Below are 19,398 nucleotides of genomic sequence, written 5' to 3'. Positions count from 1 at the left end.
ATTGATAAGTAATAAATGATTTCTTTACTTTTAATTTTGTTTAATCAAAAAAAATCATTCATCATTAATAATTTATCATTGATAATTAATAATCAGCTGGTGCTTCTAAGTACAATTGTTTGATAGCTGATTCCAACTGCTCATCATTAGGCGCTTTACCGTGCCAAGCGTGACTTCCCACCATATAATCTACACCACTTCCCATCTCTGTATGAAGGAGAATCGCAACAGGTTTTCCGTTTCCGGTTTCCGCTTTTGCTCTGTTTAAGATTCCAATAACAGCTTCCAGATCGTTTCCGTTTTTTTCTTCAAGAACCAGCCATCCGAAAGCTTCTAATTTCCCTCTCAAATCTCCTAAAGACAACACATCAACTGTATCTCCATCAATCTGTCTTCCGTTGTAGTCTATTGTTGTAATGATGTTATCCACTTTTTTTGCAGCAGCATACATAAATGCTTCCCAGTTTTGACCTTCCTGCAACTCACCATCACCCTGAAGTGTGTAAACCAAAGAATTGTCTCCGTCTAATTTTTTACCTTGAGCAGCTCCTAAAGCAACTGACAACCCTTGACCTAATGACCCCGAAGCAACTCTGATTCCAGGTAGTCCTTCGTGTGTTGTTGGGTGACCTTGTAATCTTGAGTTTAATTTTCTAAACGTTGCCAATTCTGCAACCGGAAAGAAATCGAATCTCGCCAATGTGCTATAAAACACTGGAGAAATATGTCCGTTTGAAAGGAAAAATAAATCTTCGTTCTTACCTTCCATTGTAAAAGGCAGTTTGTAGTTCATAACTTCTCCGTAAAGTGCTACGAAATATTCTGTACAACCAAGAGATCCTCCTGGGTGACCACTGTTTACAGCGTGAACCATTCTCAGAATATCTCTTCTGATTTGCGTTGAAAGGCTTTTCAGCTCTTCTATTGATTTGCTCATTATATTGGATTTGCTTTCTTGCGAAATTACGTTTTTTTTATGTGTAAATCCAAGCTGAATGTAACTTAAGAAATAATCACTGACAATAATTAACAATTTTTAATACACAAAAATGTATAAACAAAAAACTCCAATGAACACATTGGAGTTTTTTGTATTTATTTATAGTGGTTAGTCTATTTCAAATTGAAATTAAATCCAACAACAACTGCACCTACTGTTTCTTTGCCAGCAATAGGTCGGTCATCATAATATCCTCTATCATATTTACTAGAAACACTTTGATATCCAACATATAATTCCCCTACAGGTAAGTTATACATAAATTTTGGCACTGCATATAAACCTCCGTTAACATTATCCGCTGTGGAGATAGCATATCCTAAATCAAGTCCAACAGCTATCGGTGCTCCAGAAAAAGAGTATTTTCCAGTAACTGCAACCGGAATAAATCCGAAATCATCACCTTTATAAGTTCCACCTTCATATCTGTAACTTTTAGCAATATAGTGAGAATATCCTGTTGCCACACCTAAGTCAAAACCTTTTGCAATATTCCATCTATAAGCTGCATCCAACCCTAAAGTAAAATCAGAGTTACCAGTTGTAGGCGCACCAATATGTGCTCCTAATTTAAAACCTTCTTGTGCTTGAGTAAAACCAAAAACTGCTATAGCTGCAGCTAAAAATAACTTTTTCATAGTTTAAAAATTTAATTTCAGCAAAACTTTAACCAATTTTTGTACCAAAAATTAATTTTTACTTTCTTTCTACATTATTATAAGCCATAATAATCTTTTTCACCACAGGGTGCCTTACAACATCTTCTTCTGAAAGATGTACAAAACCAATTTCTTCTACATCTTTTAGAATAGTCATAGATTCTTTAAGCCCAGACTGTTGATTTTTAGGCAAATCTACCTGGCTCGGATCGCCTGTAATGATGAATTTAGCATTCATCCCCATTCTGGTTAAGAACATTTTCATTTGAGAATGTGTGGTGTTCTGTGCTTCATCCAAGATTACAAAAGCTTCATCCAAAGTTCTACCTCTCATAAAAGCCAAAGGTGCTACTTCTATGATTCTTTTCTCCATAAAACCTTCCAGCTTTTCGTGCGGAATCATATCACGAAGCGCATCATATAACGGTTGCATATATGGGTCTAATTTTTCTTTTAGATCGCCAGGCAGGAAACCAAGACTTTCGCCAGCTTCCACTGCAGGTCTTGTAAGAATGATTCTTTTAACTTCTTTATCACGCAATGCTTTTACAGCCAAAGCAACACTGGTATACGTTTTTCCAGTTCCAGCAGGACCAATCGCAAAAACCATATCTTTTTTCTCAGATGCTTTTACCAATTTTTTCAGATTGGTAGTCTTCGCTTTGATGGCTTTTCCATTGACGCCTTTTACAATAATATCCTGATCAAAAACCAATTGTTTTTCAGAATCATCTTTTAATTTTAGAAGAGATTCCAATTGTTTGATTTCTATAGAATTGTGCTTGGTAATGTAAGCAGAAATATCATCGAGTTTTTGCTTCAAAACATCCAGAGTTTCTCTGTTTCCCATTGCAAAGATAAAATTATCCCGACCCGTGATTTTGAGTGTTGGAAAACTGGATTTTATTAGGTTGAAATTTTGATTCTGAACACCATAAAATGTTTTGGTGTTGATATCTTGTAGTTCATAATTGATTTCGAACATAAATAATATTAGTGGTTAGTCTAACAAATATATGAATAGATTTGACATCTTATGTGCCTTTAAAAATTGAATTATATTAAATTTGCAACAAATCTTATCAAATGTCAGTCATTACGCTTACTTCAGATTACGGACTTGTAGACCATCGGGTGGCAAGTATCAAGGGAAAAATACTCAGCTGGAGCGAGGATGTAAAAGTCATTGACATCACCCATAACATAACGGCTTACAACCTTTTACAAACCGCTTACATTGTTAGAAACGCTTATAAATTTTTCCCAGAAGGAAGTATCCATATCATTTCTGTGGACAGTTTTCATCATAAGTCAAGGAAGAATATTATTACTAAAATCGATGGTCATTATTTCATTTGTGCCGATAATGGAATCATTAATCTGATGTTTTTTGACATCAAACCAGAAGCTATTTATGAAATAACTTTGAATAACAGATTCGATGACAAGGTTTCTTTTCCATCGGTAGATATTTTTGTTCCTGCAGCTATGCATCTTTACAAAGGCGGTTTACCAGAAGTAATTGGAAGAAAAATTAAAACCATTAAGGATATTTCTTTTCCAAAGGCCATTTATAACGAAGCTGAAAAAATGATTGTTGGCGAAGTAATGTATATTGATAATTTCGGAAATGTAGTTTCTAATATCAGCAGAAAATTTTTCGAAAAACACGCCTCTATCAATAATGATTTCACGGTTAAATTCCGAAATATTGTTTTATCAAAAATCTTGGAACAATACACTGATATTGTTACAGACTGGAGCAGAGAACAGGAATTCCACGGAAAATCTTCTGTGATTTTTAATGATGCAGACTTGTTAGAAATTACCATCTACAAAGGCAGTGTTCTGAATGGTGCTTCTTCTCTTTTCGGAATGAATGCTGGTGAGAAAATCTATATAGAATTCACATAAAAACCGGCAAATAATTGCCGGTTTTTGTTTTAATCTAAGAATATTATTGTTTGATTAATTTCTTAGTAAAACTATCATTGGAAGTTTTAACCTTCACAACATAATTACCACTTTTCAATCGAGAAACATCGAAATTATTTTTTGATAAACTCTCAGCATCAAATTGCTTAACCAATTTTCCAGAGATATCATACAATTCTACAGAAACCATTTTATTAATTCCTTTTAAAGTAAATTCATTTTTAACTGGGTTTGGGGATAATACAACATCTTTAGAATTCACTACATCATCCACTGCTAATAAAGTACAGCTGAAATTAGCTTTAAACCCTGATTTTGTGACAGCATCATCTGATCTGAAAGTAATTGTTATTGCACCAGAAGCGTGAGTTGACTCATAAGAAGCAGGAATATTAGACCCTGTCAATCGTGCAGCGCCAGAAAATACACCAGAATTAGCCAAACCGTTTCTTAAGGTGATATAATCTGTTGTACTTTCAAGATCAAACTCTGTAAAAGTAATCTTCAGTTTTTGTCCTTCTGCATCTGGATAGAAAGTTTTTGTCCAGTTTTCATTATTAGAATAGTTTCCATTTTCGCCTCCGGTATCCGTTAGAACTTTACCACACCAAGAACCATCTGTTATGAAGATTTGGCTTTTCTGATAGGTTGTAGCACAATCTGTTCCCACTTCAATTTTGTAAAAAGAATTTGCATCAAGATTTGTAAAATTCAACACCTTATTAGTTGTAGTTCCAGATGTTATCACGCTACCATCTGTTGTTTTAGTCAATTGATATTTCCAGCTTGTACCTGTCGCATCTGCTATAGTTGCAGTAGCTGTATTGGCAGCAAGATTACTAATTGCTAATCCTGTAATAGTAACATCACAAGAAGCAATACAGTCTGATCCGAGACAAGGTTTACCTGCAATAGTTTCTCTGATTAAGTCACCTGGCTGTTGTCCAAAACCATTGGCAAAACTAATCCCTACAGAAGAAAGCAAATGACAATAACTCATAATCGTACCTTTGGTAGTTGTAGGAAGTGGTCCATCGCAACCTTCATCATTACCAGAAGCAGGTCCGCAACCATCGATTGCTGTATTATTACCATTCCAAGCACAGGCGTGCGTGTGAGGAGAACCAAGATTATGTCCTAACTCATGTGTCATCGCTTCGATATTCCAGGAATAAGTAGGGACTGCTACATTTTGGTTATTTACACCACAATAAGAGTATTTATAAGTTGAACACAATGAGTTAACATAAGCTACACTTGTTGTTGCTGGGTTTCTAATTAATTGTGCAAGATCTCCGTTGAAAGAAGTTCTTGTTGTTCTGAATTGACTTAGAATTGCTCCTGGTTGTCCAGAATAAGGATCTGTTGTTGTCCAAACATAAGTTTCACTCATCGCAACTTTTACATTTTCATTATCATACAATGTTTTGATATTGTTGAACAAAGCTGTAACCCAGTTTACTGTAGAAGCTACATTAGAACCATTCTGCGTATAAGGCCCGTAACCAACTTCGAAATAAATTCTTACACAACTGTTAGCATCTTTAGAAGCTTTTTTCTTGTAGGGATCAAAAGATATTTTCTTAGTTTGGTTTTCTGGAAGTTCATCTGCACTACAAGAGAATGGATTTTGAGATTTCAATTTATAATCACTGTAAGATACAAAGTCATCAGAACTTTTTGTTTTACCTACAACAATATTCCCAAATTGGTTAGTAGAAGCTACACCAACAATGTCATTATTAAAGAAACTAAAAGCTGCAACAGATGTATCATCTCCTTTGATAATCCCTTGATAATAAACTCCGGGTGTATAGTTGGCATCTCCTTTATCGGTTCCCACTTTGAAACCAGCGGCAAAAATGTCATTTTTAACCAATTCTACCGTAATTTCGCCATCTTCAAAAGGAAAATTCATTTCCATTGTTTGTGGCTTTTCATTGACGATTTTTTGCAATTCTGTTGTTTTCAATTGCATTACCGTGACGTCTTCTGCTTCATTTCTGTAAGTTGCTGCATTTTTTGATGCAACATCTTTTGTAAAAGGACTGAATTTTGCGAATGTTTTTTTCGCTGATTTTTGAGCTGCTACTTTCTGTGCAATTGGCTTTAGATTTTGAGAAAATCCGAAGACTGTAATACACACTGAAAATAGTAGTTGTAAAATTTTCTTCATATTTAGAACAATTAAATTTATCCCACAAAAAAAAGGTTTTTTTTTCAGAATTCATTACCTAAACAAAAATTTAACAATTTTCTTTCAATTTAAATTTGACCTAAAATTTAATTCACCCACACAAAAAAAATCTAATTTTCTAGTAATTTATATAATAATAATTAGAATTGATTACAAAAAAAAACAGCAGATAAATAAATTAGACTGTTTTATTCAATTTGATACAGTTTATTATTTGATTAATTTTTTACTGATTGTTTTTTGATCCGTTTTTTATCTTAACAACATAATTTCCTGACACCACTCTATCATCTCCTTTGATAATTAACTGAGCAAAACTCAACATCCACAAACTAAAAAACAAGAAATTGTAATTTCGTTTTTCATTGAGTTGTTATTTTGTTACAATATGAAAATTTTCATTGAAAAATTAATCACAAAAATCCGTTTTAGCCTTCAATTATTCAATTTACAATTATTGAAACCAAATTTTATCTTCAGCCAATAAAAAGTATCTTTGCAAAAAAATCCGTAGATGCTTTACACGATTATCAAGGCAATTCATATTATTTTTATGGTAAGTTATTTTGCCGGGATTTTCTATCTCGTGAGATTGTTTGTCTATTATAAAGATACTGATGAGTTTGATGACGTGAAACAGCAGATTCTCAGAAATCAATATACTTTTATGGCAGTAAGACTTTGGAACATCATCACTGTTCCTGCAGGAATTCTGATGTTATTAAGCGGACTCACAATGGTTTTCCTTAATTCAGGATTACTGAAAACGCCTTGGTTTCATCTTAAATTGACTTTTCTAGTCGGGCTCGGGATTTATCACTTCTGGTGCTGGAAGAGAGTTAAAGAATTGAAAAACCTCAACGGAAAAACACTCTCCATTCCGAATATTAAACTTAGACAATTCAATGAGATTGCAACATTTATTTTATTTGCAGTAGTTTTTACAGTAATTCTCAAATATTCCGTTATACAATATTGGTGGCAACTGTTACTCGGATTTTTCGGAATCGTCATTCTGATAACCTCGATTGTAAAATTGGTGAACAAAAACAAGAAAAAATAAAAACTATCAACAACAAACCAACAACCATCAACTAAATTATGATAGCTATATTCAAAAAAGAACTTTGGAATTTTTTCGGAAACTGGAGCGCGTGGATCATCATCGCAGCATTCAGTAATATTTCCGCATTGTTCCTATTCTTCTTCGAGAATAATTTTAATATTTTCGATATTGGAAGCGCCACGTTACAAAGTTTCTTTGTGCTTTCGCCCTGGCTTTTTATGTTCATCATTCCTGCAATCAGTATGAGAACTTTGGCCGAGGAAGAACAGTCCGGAACTTTATTTTGGCTGTTTTCTCAACCGGTGAAAATCACCGAAATCGTTGGCGGAAAATTCCTTTCCGTTTGGTTGGTTGGTATTTTATGTTTGCTACCATCGTTGGTTTATTATTACACGGTTTATGTTTTAGGCGTTCCAGAAGGTAATATTGATGGAAGTATGACTTTCGGAAGTTATATCGGTTTGACTATTTTGATTGCCGCTTTTTCTGCAGTCGGGATTTTAGCATCATCGTTGTCATCGAACCAAATTATGGCTTATCTATTGGGCGTTTTCCTTTGTTTCATTCTCTATTTTGGCATTGAACAATTGGCAAGTTATAAGTTGATGGGCGGTGCAGATTATATTTTGCAGAATATCGGTTTTTATCAACATTTCTTAGCTTTTACAAGAGGTCAAATTGATACAAGAGACGTTTGCTATTTTCTTTTCGTGATATTTTTGGGGTTAGGATTAGCGAGTTGGTTTGTCTGGAAAAAGAAATAAAAAACGAGTATAAAACATTCAACAACGAGTATAAAAGTCTCAATAACGAGTCAAAAAGACTCAATGATGAGTATGAAACACTCAAAAACCAGTGAAAAAGACTCAACAACGAGTATAAAAGACTCGAATTCGAGTGTAAAAGACTCAACGAAGAGTAAAAAAGATTCAAAATCGAGTATCAAAGACTCGAAAGACAACTAACAACTGTCAATTAATTAAAATGAATAAAAAAAATAAAATCACTTTGATTATAATTGCTGTTCTCCTAATTATCGGGATGAGCGGTATTATTTATAAACGTTTCGATTTGACGGCGGAAAAACGCTACACACTTTCTGATTCTACAATCAAGGTTTTGGAAAATGTGAAAAAACCTATGACGATTGAGGTTTATTTGGAAGGTGATTTTCCTGCTTCTTTCAAACAGCTTTCGAACGAAACCAAATTTATGTTGGACGAGTTCCGAAAAATCAATCCGAAAATCGATTACAAATTCCGGGACCCGATTGCTGAGAAAGTTCCGCAGGACACGCTGAAAGCTATGGGAATGCAACCTTCGATTTTGCCTGATATGAAAGACGGAAAAATCTCCGAAATCGTGATGTTTCCTTATGCCGCTATCAAATATAATGGCTACGGAACTTCGGTTCCTTTGATTGTCCAGCAATCCGGAATTGATGCAGCAACACAACTCAGCAAATCGATTGAAAACCTGGAATATAATTTTGTTTCCACTATCAAAGGAATGACGGAAGAAACAGCGAAGAATATTGGTTTCTTAGTCAATCAGCAAGAATTGAGTCCCGATGAATTCCGTGGATTTTTGGATTTGGCCATGGAGAATTACAATATTGGACCAATCATTCCGGAAAACAAAACCGAATTATCCTTAGCAGACGTCCCGAAACTGAAACAAATGGATGCTCTGGTCATTGCAAAACCAAGAAAAGCGTTTACTGATACTGAAAAAGTGATTCTTGACCAATATATTATGAATGGTGGAAAAACGCTTTGGATGCTGGACGCTGTGAATGCCGAGATGGACACGCTTTTTCAAGCTAAAAAAATTATGGCTTACCCAATTGACCTTAATCTTACAGATTTTATGTTCAATTATGGATTGAGAATTAATCCAGCTTTGGTAAAGGATATGAAAAAATCGGCGTTGGCAAGAATTGTCTCGGGAGAAGTCGCTGGCAATCCGCAGTACAGCAGTTTTCTTTGGCCATATTTTCCTTTAGGAATTGCTGAAGCCAAAAATCCAATTACCAAAAATATCAATCCTGTAAAATTCGAATTTCCGACTTCGATTGATACCTTGGGAAGACCAAATATCAAAACCAAAGTTCTTTTCGAATCCAGCGAAAGAACCAACACCAAAACAGTTCCGAATTATGTCGCACTTTCTGAAATTGTAAGAACGGACAGCATCGGCGAGATGGAACGTCCAACGCCACCGAAGATTTTCGCAGTAGCGTTGGAAGGTAAATTCAAATCCGCTTATGCGACAAGAAGCGAGAAAAATGCTTATCCAGATTTCAAAGCTCAAAGTCCGGAAAATAAAATGCTCGTAATTGCTGACGGCGACATTGCCCGAAACCAAATATGGAAAGGCGAACCGCTTCCTTTGGGCGAAGATCTGCTAACTAAACAACATTACGGCAATGCGCAATTCTTGAGAAATGCTTTGGATTATCTTTTGGATGACAGCAACCTAATGGAACTGCGTGACAGAACCATCGAAGTCCGATTACTCGATAGACAGAGAATTGATGAAGAAAAATCGGATTGGCAATGGTTCAATCTGCTTCTACCTTTAGGGATTTTGGGAGCTTTGGGAGCAGGATTCTATTTCTTGAGAAAGAAGATGTTCTCGTAATAAATCTTTTTGAACACAAAGTCCACTAAGATTTTTAATAAAAATAAAAATTAATATAAGTTCACAAAGACGCTTCGCTCCTAAGAGATTCTTTGCTAAATGCTAACGGATTTTCGAACTTAAAATAATCACAATAATTGTTATAAAACTTTGCGCGCTTTGCGTTCATAAACAACGTATTATGAAAAACCTTTTACTGGCTTTAATTTCCGGAGTTTTACTCGCCATTTCGTGGCCAACTTACGGGATTCCGTTTTTTATATTTTTTGCGTGGGTTCCGCTTCTGATGATGGAACACAACATTGCAAAATTCAGCGATATCAAAAAGAAAAAATTAGCGGTTTTTTGTTTTTCATATCTCACATTTTTGATTTGGAATTGGGTTACTACGGGTTGGCTTTACAATTCGCAATTGCCTGATGGAAGCAAATCTCTTTTAGCAGTTCTGTTTCCTGTTCTCACCAATTCATTTTTTATGGCTTTGGTTTTTACTTTCTATCACATTTATAAAAAAAGTCAGGGAACTTATTTCGGGTTGGTTTTTTTTGTAGCGATTTGGATGTGTTTTGAGAAGCTTCATCTCGTTTGGGAATTCACCTGGCCTTGGCTCAATCTCGGAAATGTCTTTGCAGATTATCATCAGTTTGTCCAATGGTACGACACTTTGGGTGCGACCGGTGGAAGTTTCTGGATTTTGATTTGTAATGTTTTAGTTTTTTATACAATAAGAATTTGGGAAGCTGGAAGAATCAGAAAATCATTAATCAAAAATGTTTTGATGACAGCCGGTTTTATCATTTTACCGATGGTTATTTCTTTGGTTAAATATTATAATTACAAACCAGAAACAGTTGGTTCAATTAATGTCACAATGCTTCAACCAGCGCTTGACCCTTACAATGAAAAATACCAAAAAGATAGTTTAACAATTGAAAATGATTTGTTAAAATTGGCTACAGAAAATTCGGTGTTACAAAGCGATAAAAAATCTAAAATCGATTTATATCTTTCTCCCGAAACTTCACTCCCCGGAATTGGCGGTTTTAGCGAAAGAGGTCTTAATAATAGTTTATTAATCAATAATATCGAGGGTTTTCTTTCTCAGCATCCCAAATCTGTTTTCTCAGGCGGAATTTCCAGTTATTATGTTTATAAAGAAGATGAAGAAAAACCATCAACAGCAAGTTATCTTGACAGACAAGGGATTTGGTTGGATGAGTATAATTCGGCAATACAAATCATTCCTAATCAACAACCCGAAGTTTATCACAAAGCAATGCTAGTTCCTGGTGTTGAGATTTTTCCATATATCAATTTCTTTAAACCGATTTTAGGTGATGTAATGTTGGATTTAGGTGGAACTACGCGTTCTCTTGGAATTTCCAACGAAAGAAAAGTTTTCGCAAATCCTTACAACAAATCTGTAATCGCTCCAATCATTTGCTACGAAAGCATCTATGGCGAATTCGTGACTGGTTATGTCAAAAAAGGAGCAAACCTTCTAACTATTGTAACTAATGATTCTTGGTGGGGATATTCACAGGGACATAAACAATTGTTGGCTTATGCAAAACTACGTGCCATAGAAACCAGACGTGAAATTGCAAGAGCAGCAAACAGCGGAACCAGTGCTCACATCAATTCTCGAGGCGATATTGTGGATGAATTACCATACGGTGCAAAAGGTGCATTGACAGCAAAAGTCAATCTGATTGACAAAGAAACGTTCTACACCAAAAGTGGCGATTTCCTTTCCAGAATTTGTCTTTTTGTGATTGGTGCATTGTTGCTTTTTATTCCGGGGAGAAAGTATTTAACTAGGACAAAATAGATTGGTGAAATTGTTGATTTGTAAAACTGTAAGATTGGTGAAATTGTTGATTTGTAAAACTGTAAAATTGTTAAAATTCGAACGATTTTACGATTCAGCAAATCAACAATTTTACAGATTCGGCAAATACCTTTCCTTAATAATATTCAAATGATGGATATTATGACCAACGGTCAATTTTCCAATCGTCTCCACTTTGATATCATTTCCATTTACGATTCCGATTAATTGAAGCGCTTCTTCTGGAAGATTTTTAAAGAATTTAATGGATAATTTTCTAGTCAATTTAAATTCTTTAATCAGACTTTTCAAAGTTCGGCTGTCCGCATAAGAATTATCTGCCCAAGCTTCTTCATCAAATCCTGAAACCAATGATTTGTCTTTTCTGGAAAATCTCAAAGCACGATAAGCAAAAACCTTTTCTGTATCGATGAGATGTTGCAAAAGTGTTTTTAAACTCCATTTTCCTTCTACATAAGCATAATTACCCTGTTCTTCGGAAAGAGATTCATAGATTTGTAAAGTTTGGTCCGAAGCAATTTTCATTTCTTCAATCCATTGATCAGAAGGTACCAAATCCAAATAGCGCTGTATATATTTTTCGAATTCTGTCACTTTTTAATTATTAATTATTAATTATTAATTGTTAATTATAAATGATTAAGAAACTTCCCATTCATAGAAATTAACTTCATCATATTTTTTGAAGCCTGCACTTGGATATAATTGATTTCCAATCATATTTTCTTTTCCTGTCTCCAAATACATTCCACAAGAATCAGATGTTCTGCAAAGTTCTTTTGCACTTTCTATTAAAGCTTTGGAAAAACCTTTTCCACGGGAATTCGAATTAACATAAAGGTCATTCAACAACCAATAACGTTTCATTCTTGTTGATGAAAACAATGGATAAAGCTGAACAAATCCAACCAATTCCCCTTCATCTTCTGCAACAAAAATCTCGGAATCATTTTTCTCTAATCGTTCAGATAAAAATCGTTGTGCGCCTGACAAATCAGATGTTTTGTGATAGAACATTCTGTATTCATCAAACAATTGTGAAAGCTGAACCAAATCTTCTTGACTTGCTTTTCTGATGTTATTCTTCATCCTCATATTGCTCCAGATAATAAGTAAAAGTGAAACCTTCTACCTCATCTTCTGCATCTTCCAAAGTTGTCAGAAGGTCTTCAAACAATTCCAATTGGTCAACACTCATATTCACAAATTCGATATGAAGCGGCATTTCCAATCCTCCGGAAATCACATCAAATAAGGCGTCCAAATTATCACCAAAATGTTCTGGCAATTCTAATTTCGATTTCAGTTGTTCATAAAAATCTTCGTAATCGCCGATGTTGACGAAATCGATATATATTTCTTTCATTTTTTTAATTTTTGTCGGAAGTCGGAAGACCGAGGTCCGAAGTTTTTAATATTTATTTTTTAATCATTACTAATCAAAAATCTTCCGACTTCTGACATCTGACATCCAGCTTCTAACTATTTTTTCTCAAACGTTTTATAATGATTTTTTGTGAGCCAAACATCACCGTTTTTAGTAAAGACAATTCGGTCAGCGCCTCGGTTTCCGCAATTATAATTCACGTCTGCTTCATAATATTGTTTTCCTTTTGGCAATTGTTTTTCACGATTACTGAATTTATCTCCTCCAATCACTTTTCCCGGTAAAACGTCACAAAGATTTCCTTTGGATGGATTCCAGCCTTTACTTTTCGCTTCAGATTTTGTGATATAATAATCGGGCAATTTGTGATTGGACTTGACGTAAGAAATAACTTTTGTCTCATTCGTCAACTTTTCTATTGAACTTTCTTCAGAAGGTTTTTCAACACCTAATTTAGTTTCGGATTTATTCTCAGATTGCGCAACTTCAGTCTTCCGACTTCCATGATCTGACTTCTTTTCGATTCGGTAATTCGAAATGAGATACATTGTCAATATTCCGGCAAAAGCTCCGATGAGAAAGAAAAACAGGGTTTTCAGTTTTGGATTCATGGATGAAAATTTCTTCGCTAAAATAATGAAAACCTTGATTCTTACAGAAGAAAAAACAAACTTTAAAAAAAAATTGTGCTTAACCTAATTTTTCTATATTTGGGCACAAAGATAAAAATATGAATTCCGACACAATGGATAACTTAAAAATGATAGCCGAAACGGCCAAAGACTTCGCTGAAAAAAATATTCGCCCAAACATTATGGATTGGGACGAGAGCCAGATTTTTCCTGTAGAATTGTTTCATCAATTGGGAGAATTAGGCTTTATGGGAATTGTAATTCCTGAAGAATATGGAGGTTCTGGTCTTGGTTATCAAGAATATGTCACCATTTTGGACGAGATTTCTCAGGTTGACCCATCGATAGGATTATCGGTTGCTGCGCACAATTCACTTTGTACTAATCATATTTATGAATTCGGAAACGAAGAGCAAAGAAAAAAATGGTTACCACAATTAGCATCTGGAAAAGTTATTGGCGCTTGGGGATTGACAGAACACAACACAGGTTCTGACTCAGGCGGAATGTCAACAACTGCTATAAAAGATGGCGATGACTGGATTATCAACGGTGCAAAAAACTTTATCACGCATGCTATTTCCGGAGACATTGCAGTTGTAATGACAAGAACTGGAGAAAAAGGAGCGAAAAATAATTCCACAGCTTTTGTTTTGGAAAAAGGAATGGCTGGTTTCGCTTCCGGTAAAAAAGAAAACAAGTTAGGGATGCGTGCTTCTGAAACAGCAGAATTGATTTTCGATAATGTCCGTGTTCCAGATTCTCACAGATTGGGCGAAGTTGGAAGCGGTTTCAAACAAGCAATGAAAATTCTAGATGGCGGTCGTATTTCTATTGCAGCTTTGAGTTTGGGAATTGCAAGAGGTGCTTACAAAGCGGCTTTGAAATATGCTCAAGAAAGACATCAGTTCGGAAAAGCGATTTCAAGTTTCCAAGCGGTTAATTTTATGTTGGCTGATATGGCGACAGAAATTGATGCTTCAGAATTATTAATCAGAAGAGCGTCTGACATGAAAAATGCGAAACAAAAAATGACACGTGAAGGCGCAATGGCAAAATTATATGCTTCCGAAGCATGTGTTAGAATTTCCAATAATGCTGTTCAAATCTTCGGTGGTTATGGCTATACTAAAGATTTCCCAGTTGAAAAATTCTACAGAGATTCTAAATTGTGTACAATTGGAGAAGGAACTTCTGAAATCCAGAGATTGGTGATTGGGAGGGATATCACTTTATAATTAAAAGAATCTGTTATGATTGAAAAGCCTTTCCAAATGATTTTGGAAGGCTTTTTTATTTATTCCAGTCTTTTAAGAATTTTGTTCATTTGATTGATTTCTTTTTCCTGAGACTTGATGATACTATCTGCCAACTTTCTGACTTCAGCATCTTTGATATTTGCGTTTTTACTGGTCATAATAGCAGATGAATGATGCGGAATCATTGCTTTCATATATTGAATATCTCCGAGAGGTGTCTGCGTTCGCAATCCTATTAATGAAAATACGAATATGACGACCGAAGAAATAATAATTGCAACGTTGATTTTTCTGTTTTTATACATCATTTTCATACGTAAGATCATCAAAATCGCCATTGGTGAAATCATTAGAAAAGTCATATAAATTCTTGTAATACTTGTATGATAATCTTCTATTTTATCCATATTCAGAAACATAACCAAATACATTATTACAAAGGAAATTATCAACGTAACCGCAAGCTTGCCATAGGTGTGGGAATTCATATTTTCCATAACTTTTTTCTGTAATTATGCAATATCCGAACCAATAAATTCTTCTCTGTAAATTCTGTTTTTTATATTTGTTAAAATTTTAGAAAAATAATGGAAAAATTAGATAGCCTGAATCAGGTAGCCGAATTTCATAAAACCTTCAACGCTCCAATTCTTGACACGCCACAGATTCCTTCAAAAGAACGTGCAGCTTTGAGAGTCAGCCTTTTACAAGAAGAATTAGACGAGTTGAAAAAAGCAATTGAAGATAATGATTTGGTAGAAGTTGCAGATGCACTTTGCGATTTGCAATATGTTTTGAGCGGCGCCGTTTTGGAATTTGGCTTGGGTGAAAAATTCGTGGAATTGTTTAATGAAGTTCAGCGTTCTAATATGTCAAAAGCTTGTGATAATGAAGTTCAGGCGCAGGAAACTGTAGAATTTTACAAAGACAAAGGAACCGACGCTTATTACGAAAAATCTGGCGACAAATACAATGTTCACAGAGTTGCAGACAACAAAGTTCTTAAGAACAAATATTATTCTGCTGCGGACATCGCTTCTTTAATAAAATAAAAAACTCAGGATGAAAAAAATTTCGATCTTATTGGGAATCATTGCACTCACAACTATTAATTCTTGTGCTGAAAGAGTCATCGTCAACCGAGAAGTAGAATCCAAAAACGATGGTAAAATGCTTTTGGGAACACAGACGCTTGACCAGTTCCAAAAAGAACCATTTAAAACTTGGTTTGATGAGGAGTACAATCGTTACCAAATTGACCAATCGAGTTTGGCGGAATTAAAAAAAGAAAAACTTAATTCTTACAGTTTGGTGGTTTTTGTAGGAAGCTGGTGCGAAGACAGTCACAGAGAATTTCCGAGATTGATAAAAATTCTGGAAACCTTGAAATACAATACTGAAAAAATGCAAATCATAGCCGTTAATCGAAAAAAAGAATCCCCAGCAGGCGAAGAAGGTTTGTATAACATCACTCTAGTTCCGACAATTATCGTTAAAAAATATGGAAAAGAAATCGGAAGAATCACAGAAATGCCGGAAACAGGCTATTTGGAAAGAGATTTGCTTAACATTCTGAAAAAAGATAATAATTCAGGTTTGTTTAAATAATAGAACTTGATTTGCTGATAAATTCTAAATCAATGAATAAATACACAGGTTTACTTTCTTTTATTTTCGGAATTATTCTGACGGTTTTTGTGTTCTTGTCGTGGAGAAGCTGCAACAAAAAAGACGATGCTGCTCTAGTCAATCAGGATTATTATCTGATTACGAACCAAATCCAGAAAATGAACAAAATGGTGGTTTTGGAACAAGATTTTTCCAGCTTTCAAACCCATAAAAGTTCAGCGGCGACTGTTGCAGGATTCGATATTTTGCCAAGAGAAATGGTTCTTTATACGACTGCAAAAGCTCAGGTTTCTTACGATTTGAAAAGAATGAAAATTGATGTGGACACGGTCAGCAAAAAAGTTATTATTAATGAATTACCACAACCTGAAATCAAGATTTTTCCGGCCGTGAAAATTCATTTTATGGATGATTATGCGGTTAACAGATTCAAGCAAAGTGACATCAATAGTATTATGGAATCTGCCAAGAAAAATATGGCAAAAAGTGTGAATCAGGAAAGTCTGAAACAGCAAAGTAAAAAACAACTTAAAGAAAATCTTAACGAAATTTTTGTTTTGGCAAAGGCCTTGCATTATTCGATAGAAGACAAAACAAATACATTTCCTTCCACCGAATTATAAAAAATCACCGTTATGAATCCTGATAAATCCGAAAACAGCAACAATTCTGAAAATAAAAAGCAGACCGAAGATTTCAAAAATATTCCTGCTGCATCAGATAAAAAAAATCCGCCAGATATTGATAAACAAGATATCGACAAAGGTTCGAAAGTCAACAAAGACGGAAAAACAGACAATACAGAAAAGTAATTTTTTACGAATAATACAATAAGCCTTTCAATTTATTTTGAAAGGCTTATTTATTTAATAAAATTAATGTATATTTAATAACAAAATCAGAAGTTCACTAATTCTGGTTTAGTTATGTTCTTTAAAATTTCGTTTCACCAAAAATTTACAGCTATGTTATATATTGTTGTAGGGCTTTTTCCCACTCAGATGGAAATTGAAAGAGTCCTTTTAAAATTGGAAAACGCAGGTTACAATGACTACAATCTTTCTCATTCCGAAGAAGAAATTTTGCAAAATGTAGACATTGAGAAGAAAAATGGGCTATGGAATTGGTTATTCGATGATGACCATCTCGACATTGCCCGTTTCGAATACGCAAGTATCGACCACAACACGATAACCGTACATCTGAAAACGGAACAAGATGCGCACATCGTGAGAGATATCCTAGACAACAATGGCGCAGTGAATGTCGAAGAGAAAACTAGAGAATATATGTTTGAAAATCATTCCGAAACATTACAGAATTATTCGAATTCTGAAAGTATCAATGCCAAAATCATTGCAAAAGCTAAGAACAATCTATTCTTTACAAACGATAGAAAGCCACATTCTCATCACGAAAAAAGAATATCTGATGAAATCGATGGATTGGTATTTACAAAATTCAAGTAAAATAATTAAGACAACTTAAGACATCCAGTTTTGCTTTGTCTCTCTGATGCTTACGAAGAGTGTGTTTAGGCTGGTATTACATAAAACTTCAGTCTTTAATAGTCTTTTACAAACTCAAACTATGAAAAACCTTTCGGATAAACTGGAAGGTTTTTTTGCTAGAAAAATTTCTATTTTGCGAAGCGCGCCCCGACTTGAGCGGAAATCCTTTTTACGCAACGAAGTGGAGTGAAAAGATTGGGAGCGGAAGGCGGATAAAGGCGCCCAAAATATTAAAATAAAGTTAAATTTTATAGATATCCAGAATGTGACATCATTTTTGTTTAGAAATAAACAAATATGTTTAACACCAAAAAAATATTATTATGTCTTACACGATTATCGGGATTTTCCCCAACGAAACAGAAAGCAGAGATGTGATTACAAAACTGGAAGATGCAGGCTTGTACGAATATACGATTTCGAAATCTGAAGTGGAAGCACTTGAAAAAGTTGACACCGGGAAGAAGCCTAATTTTTTTGACTGGTTATTTGACAGAGATGTTGTTGAAAAAGACCGCTACGAGTATGCAAGTATCAACAGCAGTACCATTACTGTTTACACAGAAACCGAAGAAGACGCCAATGCTGCAAAAGCAATCCTAGACGAAAATGGCGCAATAGATGTGGAGGAAAAAACAAAAGGTTATTTGGCTGATAAATATCCAAATACTCCTCATGAATATCCAATTTCCGAGTCTAAAAAAGCCAGAATTATTGCAAAGGCTAAAAATGATTTATATTTTACAGACAATAGAAAACCAAAGACGACTATCCAAGAAGGAATGGTTGATGAAATGGATTCTTTGGGAAATAAAGATTAAAATCATCTTTTAATTTTACAAAAAAAGAACCGCAGAAATTCGGTTCTTTTTTATTGGATTCTTATTAATATTTTATACAATTGTGGATTTGCCCAACTGAATATTTTCGTAATTATAATAAGACCTTTCTGAAAACTTAATATAATCTGCGATAAAATCACCAACTTCTGAAGTGGAATAATGCTGTTCCGCATTCAAATCTATTGTTACAAACTTGCTTTCTATAGCGTGTTCTACACTTTTTCTCAATTTATCCGCAGCTTGATTCAGTTCCAAATAATCCAACAACATTGCCGCGCTCAAGATTGAAGCGATTGGATTTGCAATTCCTTTTCCTTTGGCTTGTGGGTATGACCCGTGGATTGGTTCGAAAAGTCCATTATCATCGCCAATGGAAGCCGACGGTAACAAACCGATAGAACCGCCGATAACACTAGCTTCGTCCGAAATAATATCGCCAAACATATTTTCAGTCAAAATCACATCAAACTGTTTTGGGTTGAGGATCATCTGCATCGCAGCGTTGTCCACAAACATAAAATCTAATTCAACATCCGGATATTGAAGTGCAATTTCTTTGACGATTTTTCTCCAAAGTCTGGAAGTATCAAGAACGTTTGCTTTGTCTATCAAGGTCAGTCTCTTCCTTCTTTTCTGCGCATCTTGAAAAGCCAAATGGGTAATTCCCACAATCTCTTCTCTGGAATATTTGCAAAGGTCGTAAGCGTAATCTCCGTTTTCATCCGTGAATTTTTCCCCGAAATAAATTCCGCTAATCAACTCACGATAAATTTGAATATCCGTTCC

22 protein-coding genes are annotated in these 19,398 nt (G+C 34.7%); 12 read left to right on the top strand and 10 right to left on the bottom strand.

Features of this window, described 5'->3' with window-relative positions:
- Nucleotides 1–85: 85 nt before the first annotated feature.
- The 3 genes from V7P73_RS03610 to V7P73_RS03600 form a co-directional block, all read right to left on the bottom strand.
- Nucleotides 86–940, bottom strand: coding sequence for a transketolase (locus tag V7P73_RS03610; RefSeq protein ID WP_333852118.1), 855 nt, complete (start codon nt 938–940; stop codon nt 86–88).
- 173 nt (nt 941–1,113) lie between these two features.
- On the bottom strand, nt 1,114–1,638 hold the full coding sequence (locus V7P73_RS03605) for a hypothetical protein (protein ID WP_333851583.1): 525 nt from the start codon (nt 1,636–1,638) through the stop codon (nt 1,114–1,116).
- A 58-nt stretch (nt 1,639–1,696) separates the two neighbouring features.
- Nucleotides 1,697–2,644 (bottom strand): PhoH family protein, encoded by a 948-nt coding sequence (locus V7P73_RS03600; RefSeq protein WP_333851581.1) that lies wholly within the window; start codon nt 2,642–2,644, stop codon nt 1,697–1,699.
- Nucleotides 2,645–2,745: 101 nt separating this feature from the next.
- Between V7P73_RS03600 and V7P73_RS03595 the strand changes: the two genes are divergently transcribed.
- Entirely contained in the window at nt 2,746–3,573 is an 828-nt protein-coding gene (locus tag V7P73_RS03595) for an SAM hydrolase/SAM-dependent halogenase family protein (protein ID WP_333851579.1), read from the top strand.
- A gap of 43 nt (nt 3,574–3,616) precedes the next feature.
- Here V7P73_RS03595 and V7P73_RS03590 read toward each other — a convergent pair whose 3' ends face one another.
- Nucleotides 3,617–5,770: a M12 family metallo-peptidase gene (locus V7P73_RS03590; protein ID WP_333851577.1), complete on the bottom strand. Its 2,154-nt coding sequence runs from the start codon at nt 5,768–5,770 to the stop codon at nt 3,617–3,619.
- Nucleotides 5,771–6,305: 535 nt separating this feature from the next.
- Between V7P73_RS03590 and V7P73_RS03585 the strand changes: the two genes are divergently transcribed.
- The 4 genes from V7P73_RS03585 to lnt all read left to right on the top strand — a co-directional run bounded on the left by V7P73_RS03585 (nt 6,306) and on the right by lnt (nt 11,331).
- Nucleotides 6,306–6,854, top strand: coding sequence for a CopD family protein (locus V7P73_RS03585; RefSeq protein ID WP_333851575.1), 549 nt, complete (start codon nt 6,306–6,308; stop codon nt 6,852–6,854).
- A gap of 38 nt (nt 6,855–6,892) precedes the next feature.
- Nucleotides 6,893–7,621, top strand: coding sequence for an ABC transporter permease subunit (locus tag V7P73_RS03580; protein ID WP_333851573.1), 729 nt, complete (start codon nt 6,893–6,895; stop codon nt 7,619–7,621).
- Between the two features lie 220 nt (nt 7,622–7,841).
- On the top strand, nt 7,842–9,500 hold the full coding sequence (gldG, locus tag V7P73_RS03575) for a gliding motility-associated ABC transporter substrate-binding protein GldG (protein WP_333851571.1): 1,659 nt from the start codon (nt 7,842–7,844) through the stop codon (nt 9,498–9,500).
- A 181-nt stretch (nt 9,501–9,681) separates the two neighbouring features.
- Nucleotides 9,682–11,331, top strand: coding sequence for an apolipoprotein N-acyltransferase (gene lnt / locus V7P73_RS03570; protein WP_333851569.1), 1,650 nt, complete (start codon nt 9,682–9,684; stop codon nt 11,329–11,331).
- Nucleotides 11,332–11,442: 111 nt separating this feature from the next.
- Here lnt and V7P73_RS03565 read toward each other — a convergent pair whose 3' ends face one another.
- The 4 genes from V7P73_RS03565 to V7P73_RS03550 form a co-directional block, all read right to left on the bottom strand.
- Nucleotides 11,443–11,946: a DinB family protein gene (locus V7P73_RS03565; protein ID WP_333851568.1), complete on the bottom strand. Its 504-nt coding sequence runs from the start codon at nt 11,944–11,946 to the stop codon at nt 11,443–11,445.
- 45 nt (nt 11,947–11,991) lie between these two features.
- A complete protein-coding gene (locus tag V7P73_RS03560) occupies nt 11,992–12,441 on the bottom strand; it encodes a GNAT family N-acetyltransferase (RefSeq protein ID WP_333851567.1) in 450 nt (149 codons plus the stop codon).
- Entirely contained in the window at nt 12,431–12,718 is a 288-nt protein-coding gene (locus tag V7P73_RS03555; protein WP_333851566.1) for a barstar family protein, read from the bottom strand. Before V7P73_RS03555 ends, V7P73_RS03560 begins: the two co-directional genes overlap by 11 nt.
- 116 nt (nt 12,719–12,834) lie before the next feature.
- Nucleotides 12,835–13,350 (bottom strand): ribonuclease domain-containing protein, encoded by a 516-nt coding sequence (locus V7P73_RS03550; RefSeq protein ID WP_333851564.1) that lies wholly within the window; start codon nt 13,348–13,350, stop codon nt 12,835–12,837.
- Nucleotides 13,351–13,469: 119 nt separating this feature from the next.
- Here V7P73_RS03550 and V7P73_RS03545 point away from each other — a divergent pair, with 119 nt between their 5' ends.
- Entirely contained in the window at nt 13,470–14,609 is a 1,140-nt protein-coding gene (locus tag V7P73_RS03545) for an acyl-CoA dehydrogenase family protein (protein ID WP_333851562.1), read from the top strand.
- Nucleotides 14,610–14,668: 59 nt separating this feature from the next.
- On the opposite strand, the gene V7P73_RS03540 is transcribed toward V7P73_RS03545, so the two are convergent.
- On the bottom strand, nt 14,669–15,118 hold the full coding sequence (locus V7P73_RS03540; protein WP_333851560.1) for a DUF305 domain-containing protein: 450 nt from the start codon (nt 15,116–15,118) through the stop codon (nt 14,669–14,671).
- Nucleotides 15,119–15,217: 99 nt separating this feature from the next.
- On the opposite strand from V7P73_RS03540, the gene V7P73_RS03535 reads away from it, so the two are divergent.
- From V7P73_RS03535 to V7P73_RS03510, 6 genes are all read left to right on the top strand, one after another.
- Nucleotides 15,218–15,682 carry a nucleoside triphosphate pyrophosphohydrolase family protein gene (locus tag V7P73_RS03535; RefSeq protein WP_333851558.1) on the top strand — a complete coding sequence of 155 codons (465 nt, stop codon included), beginning with the start codon at nt 15,218–15,220 and terminating at the stop codon, nt 15,680–15,682.
- A 10-nt stretch (nt 15,683–15,692) separates the two neighbouring features.
- Nucleotides 15,693–16,238, top strand: coding sequence for a TlpA family protein disulfide reductase (locus V7P73_RS03530; protein WP_333851556.1), 546 nt, complete (start codon nt 15,693–15,695; stop codon nt 16,236–16,238).
- 32 nt (nt 16,239–16,270) lie between these two features.
- Entirely contained in the window at nt 16,271–16,882 is a 612-nt protein-coding gene (locus tag V7P73_RS03525; RefSeq protein WP_333851554.1) for a DUF4230 domain-containing protein, read from the top strand.
- A 12-nt stretch (nt 16,883–16,894) separates the two neighbouring features.
- On the top strand, nt 16,895–17,071 hold the full coding sequence (locus V7P73_RS03520; RefSeq protein ID WP_333851552.1) for a hypothetical protein: 177 nt from the start codon (nt 16,895–16,897) through the stop codon (nt 17,069–17,071).
- Between the two features lie 153 nt (nt 17,072–17,224).
- Nucleotides 17,225–17,728 (top strand): hypothetical protein, encoded by a 504-nt coding sequence (locus V7P73_RS03515; protein ID WP_333851550.1) that lies wholly within the window; start codon nt 17,225–17,227, stop codon nt 17,726–17,728.
- Between the two features lie 365 nt (nt 17,729–18,093).
- Nucleotides 18,094–18,591, top strand: a complete 498-nt coding sequence (locus V7P73_RS03510) for a hypothetical protein (protein ID WP_333851548.1) — start codon at nt 18,094–18,096, stop codon at nt 18,589–18,591.
- Nucleotides 18,592–18,663: 72 nt separating this feature from the next.
- Here V7P73_RS03510 and V7P73_RS03505 read toward each other — a convergent pair.
- Nucleotides 18,664–19,398 (bottom strand): isocitrate/isopropylmalate family dehydrogenase (locus V7P73_RS03505; RefSeq protein ID WP_333851546.1); only part of this gene is annotated, 735 nt, incomplete at its 5' end.

It is taken from the genome of Epilithonimonas sp. (assembly GCF_036780765.1).
In the GTDB taxonomy this organism is placed as follows: domain Bacteria; phylum Bacteroidota; class Bacteroidia; order Flavobacteriales; family Weeksellaceae; genus Epilithonimonas.
The sequence above is the reverse complement of the archived record's forward strand: the minus strand, read 5'-3'. Positions and strand labels throughout refer to the sequence as shown.

What these genes read in the sequence shown, in the direction of transcription:
- V7P73_RS03600 (WP_333851581.1), bottom strand. Translation starts at nt 2,644, where the DNA reads ATGTTCGAAATCAATTATGAACTACAAGATATCAACACCAAAACATTT.
- V7P73_RS03510 (WP_333851548.1), top strand. Translation starts at nt 18,094, where the DNA reads ATGTCTTACACGATTATCGGGATTTTCCCCAACGAAACAGAAAGCAGA.
- V7P73_RS03590 (WP_333851577.1), bottom strand. Translation starts at nt 5,770, where the DNA reads ATGAAGAAAATTTTACAACTACTATTTTCAGTGTGTATTACAGTCTTC.
- V7P73_RS03545 (WP_333851562.1), top strand. Translation starts at nt 13,470, where the DNA reads ATGAATTCCGACACAATGGATAACTTAAAAATGATAGCCGAAACGGCC.
- V7P73_RS03535 (WP_333851558.1), top strand. Translation starts at nt 15,218, where the DNA reads ATGGAAAAATTAGATAGCCTGAATCAGGTAGCCGAATTTCATAAAACC.
- V7P73_RS03530 (WP_333851556.1), top strand. Translation starts at nt 15,693, where the DNA reads ATGAAAAAAATTTCGATCTTATTGGGAATCATTGCACTCACAACTATT.
- V7P73_RS03520 (WP_333851552.1), top strand. Translation starts at nt 16,895, where the DNA reads ATGAATCCTGATAAATCCGAAAACAGCAACAATTCTGAAAATAAAAAG.
- V7P73_RS03585 (WP_333851575.1), top strand. Translation starts at nt 6,306, where the DNA reads ATGCTTTACACGATTATCAAGGCAATTCATATTATTTTTATGGTAAGT.
- V7P73_RS03580 (WP_333851573.1), top strand. Translation starts at nt 6,893, where the DNA reads ATGATAGCTATATTCAAAAAAGAACTTTGGAATTTTTTCGGAAACTGG.
- V7P73_RS03555 (WP_333851566.1), bottom strand. Translation starts at nt 12,718, where the DNA reads ATGAAAGAAATATATATCGATTTCGTCAACATCGGCGATTACGAAGAT.
- V7P73_RS03515 (WP_333851550.1), top strand. Translation starts at nt 17,225, where the DNA reads ATGTTATATATTGTTGTAGGGCTTTTTCCCACTCAGATGGAAATTGAA.
- V7P73_RS03550 (WP_333851564.1), bottom strand. Translation starts at nt 13,350, where the DNA reads ATGAATCCAAAACTGAAAACCCTGTTTTTCTTTCTCATCGGAGCTTTT.
- V7P73_RS03525 (WP_333851554.1), top strand. Translation starts at nt 16,271, where the DNA reads ATGAATAAATACACAGGTTTACTTTCTTTTATTTTCGGAATTATTCTG.
- V7P73_RS03605 (WP_333851583.1), bottom strand. Translation starts at nt 1,638, where the DNA reads ATGAAAAAGTTATTTTTAGCTGCAGCTATAGCAGTTTTTGGTTTTACT.
- V7P73_RS03560 (WP_333851567.1), bottom strand. Translation starts at nt 12,441, where the DNA reads ATGAAGAATAACATCAGAAAAGCAAGTCAAGAAGATTTGGTTCAGCTT.
- lnt (WP_333851569.1), top strand. Translation starts at nt 9,682, where the DNA reads ATGAAAAACCTTTTACTGGCTTTAATTTCCGGAGTTTTACTCGCCATT.
- gldG (WP_333851571.1), top strand. Translation starts at nt 7,842, where the DNA reads ATGAATAAAAAAAATAAAATCACTTTGATTATAATTGCTGTTCTCCTA.
- V7P73_RS03540 (WP_333851560.1), bottom strand. Translation starts at nt 15,118, where the DNA reads ATGAATTCCCACACCTATGGCAAGCTTGCGGTTACGTTGATAATTTCC.
- V7P73_RS03595 (WP_333851579.1), top strand. Translation starts at nt 2,746, where the DNA reads ATGTCAGTCATTACGCTTACTTCAGATTACGGACTTGTAGACCATCGG.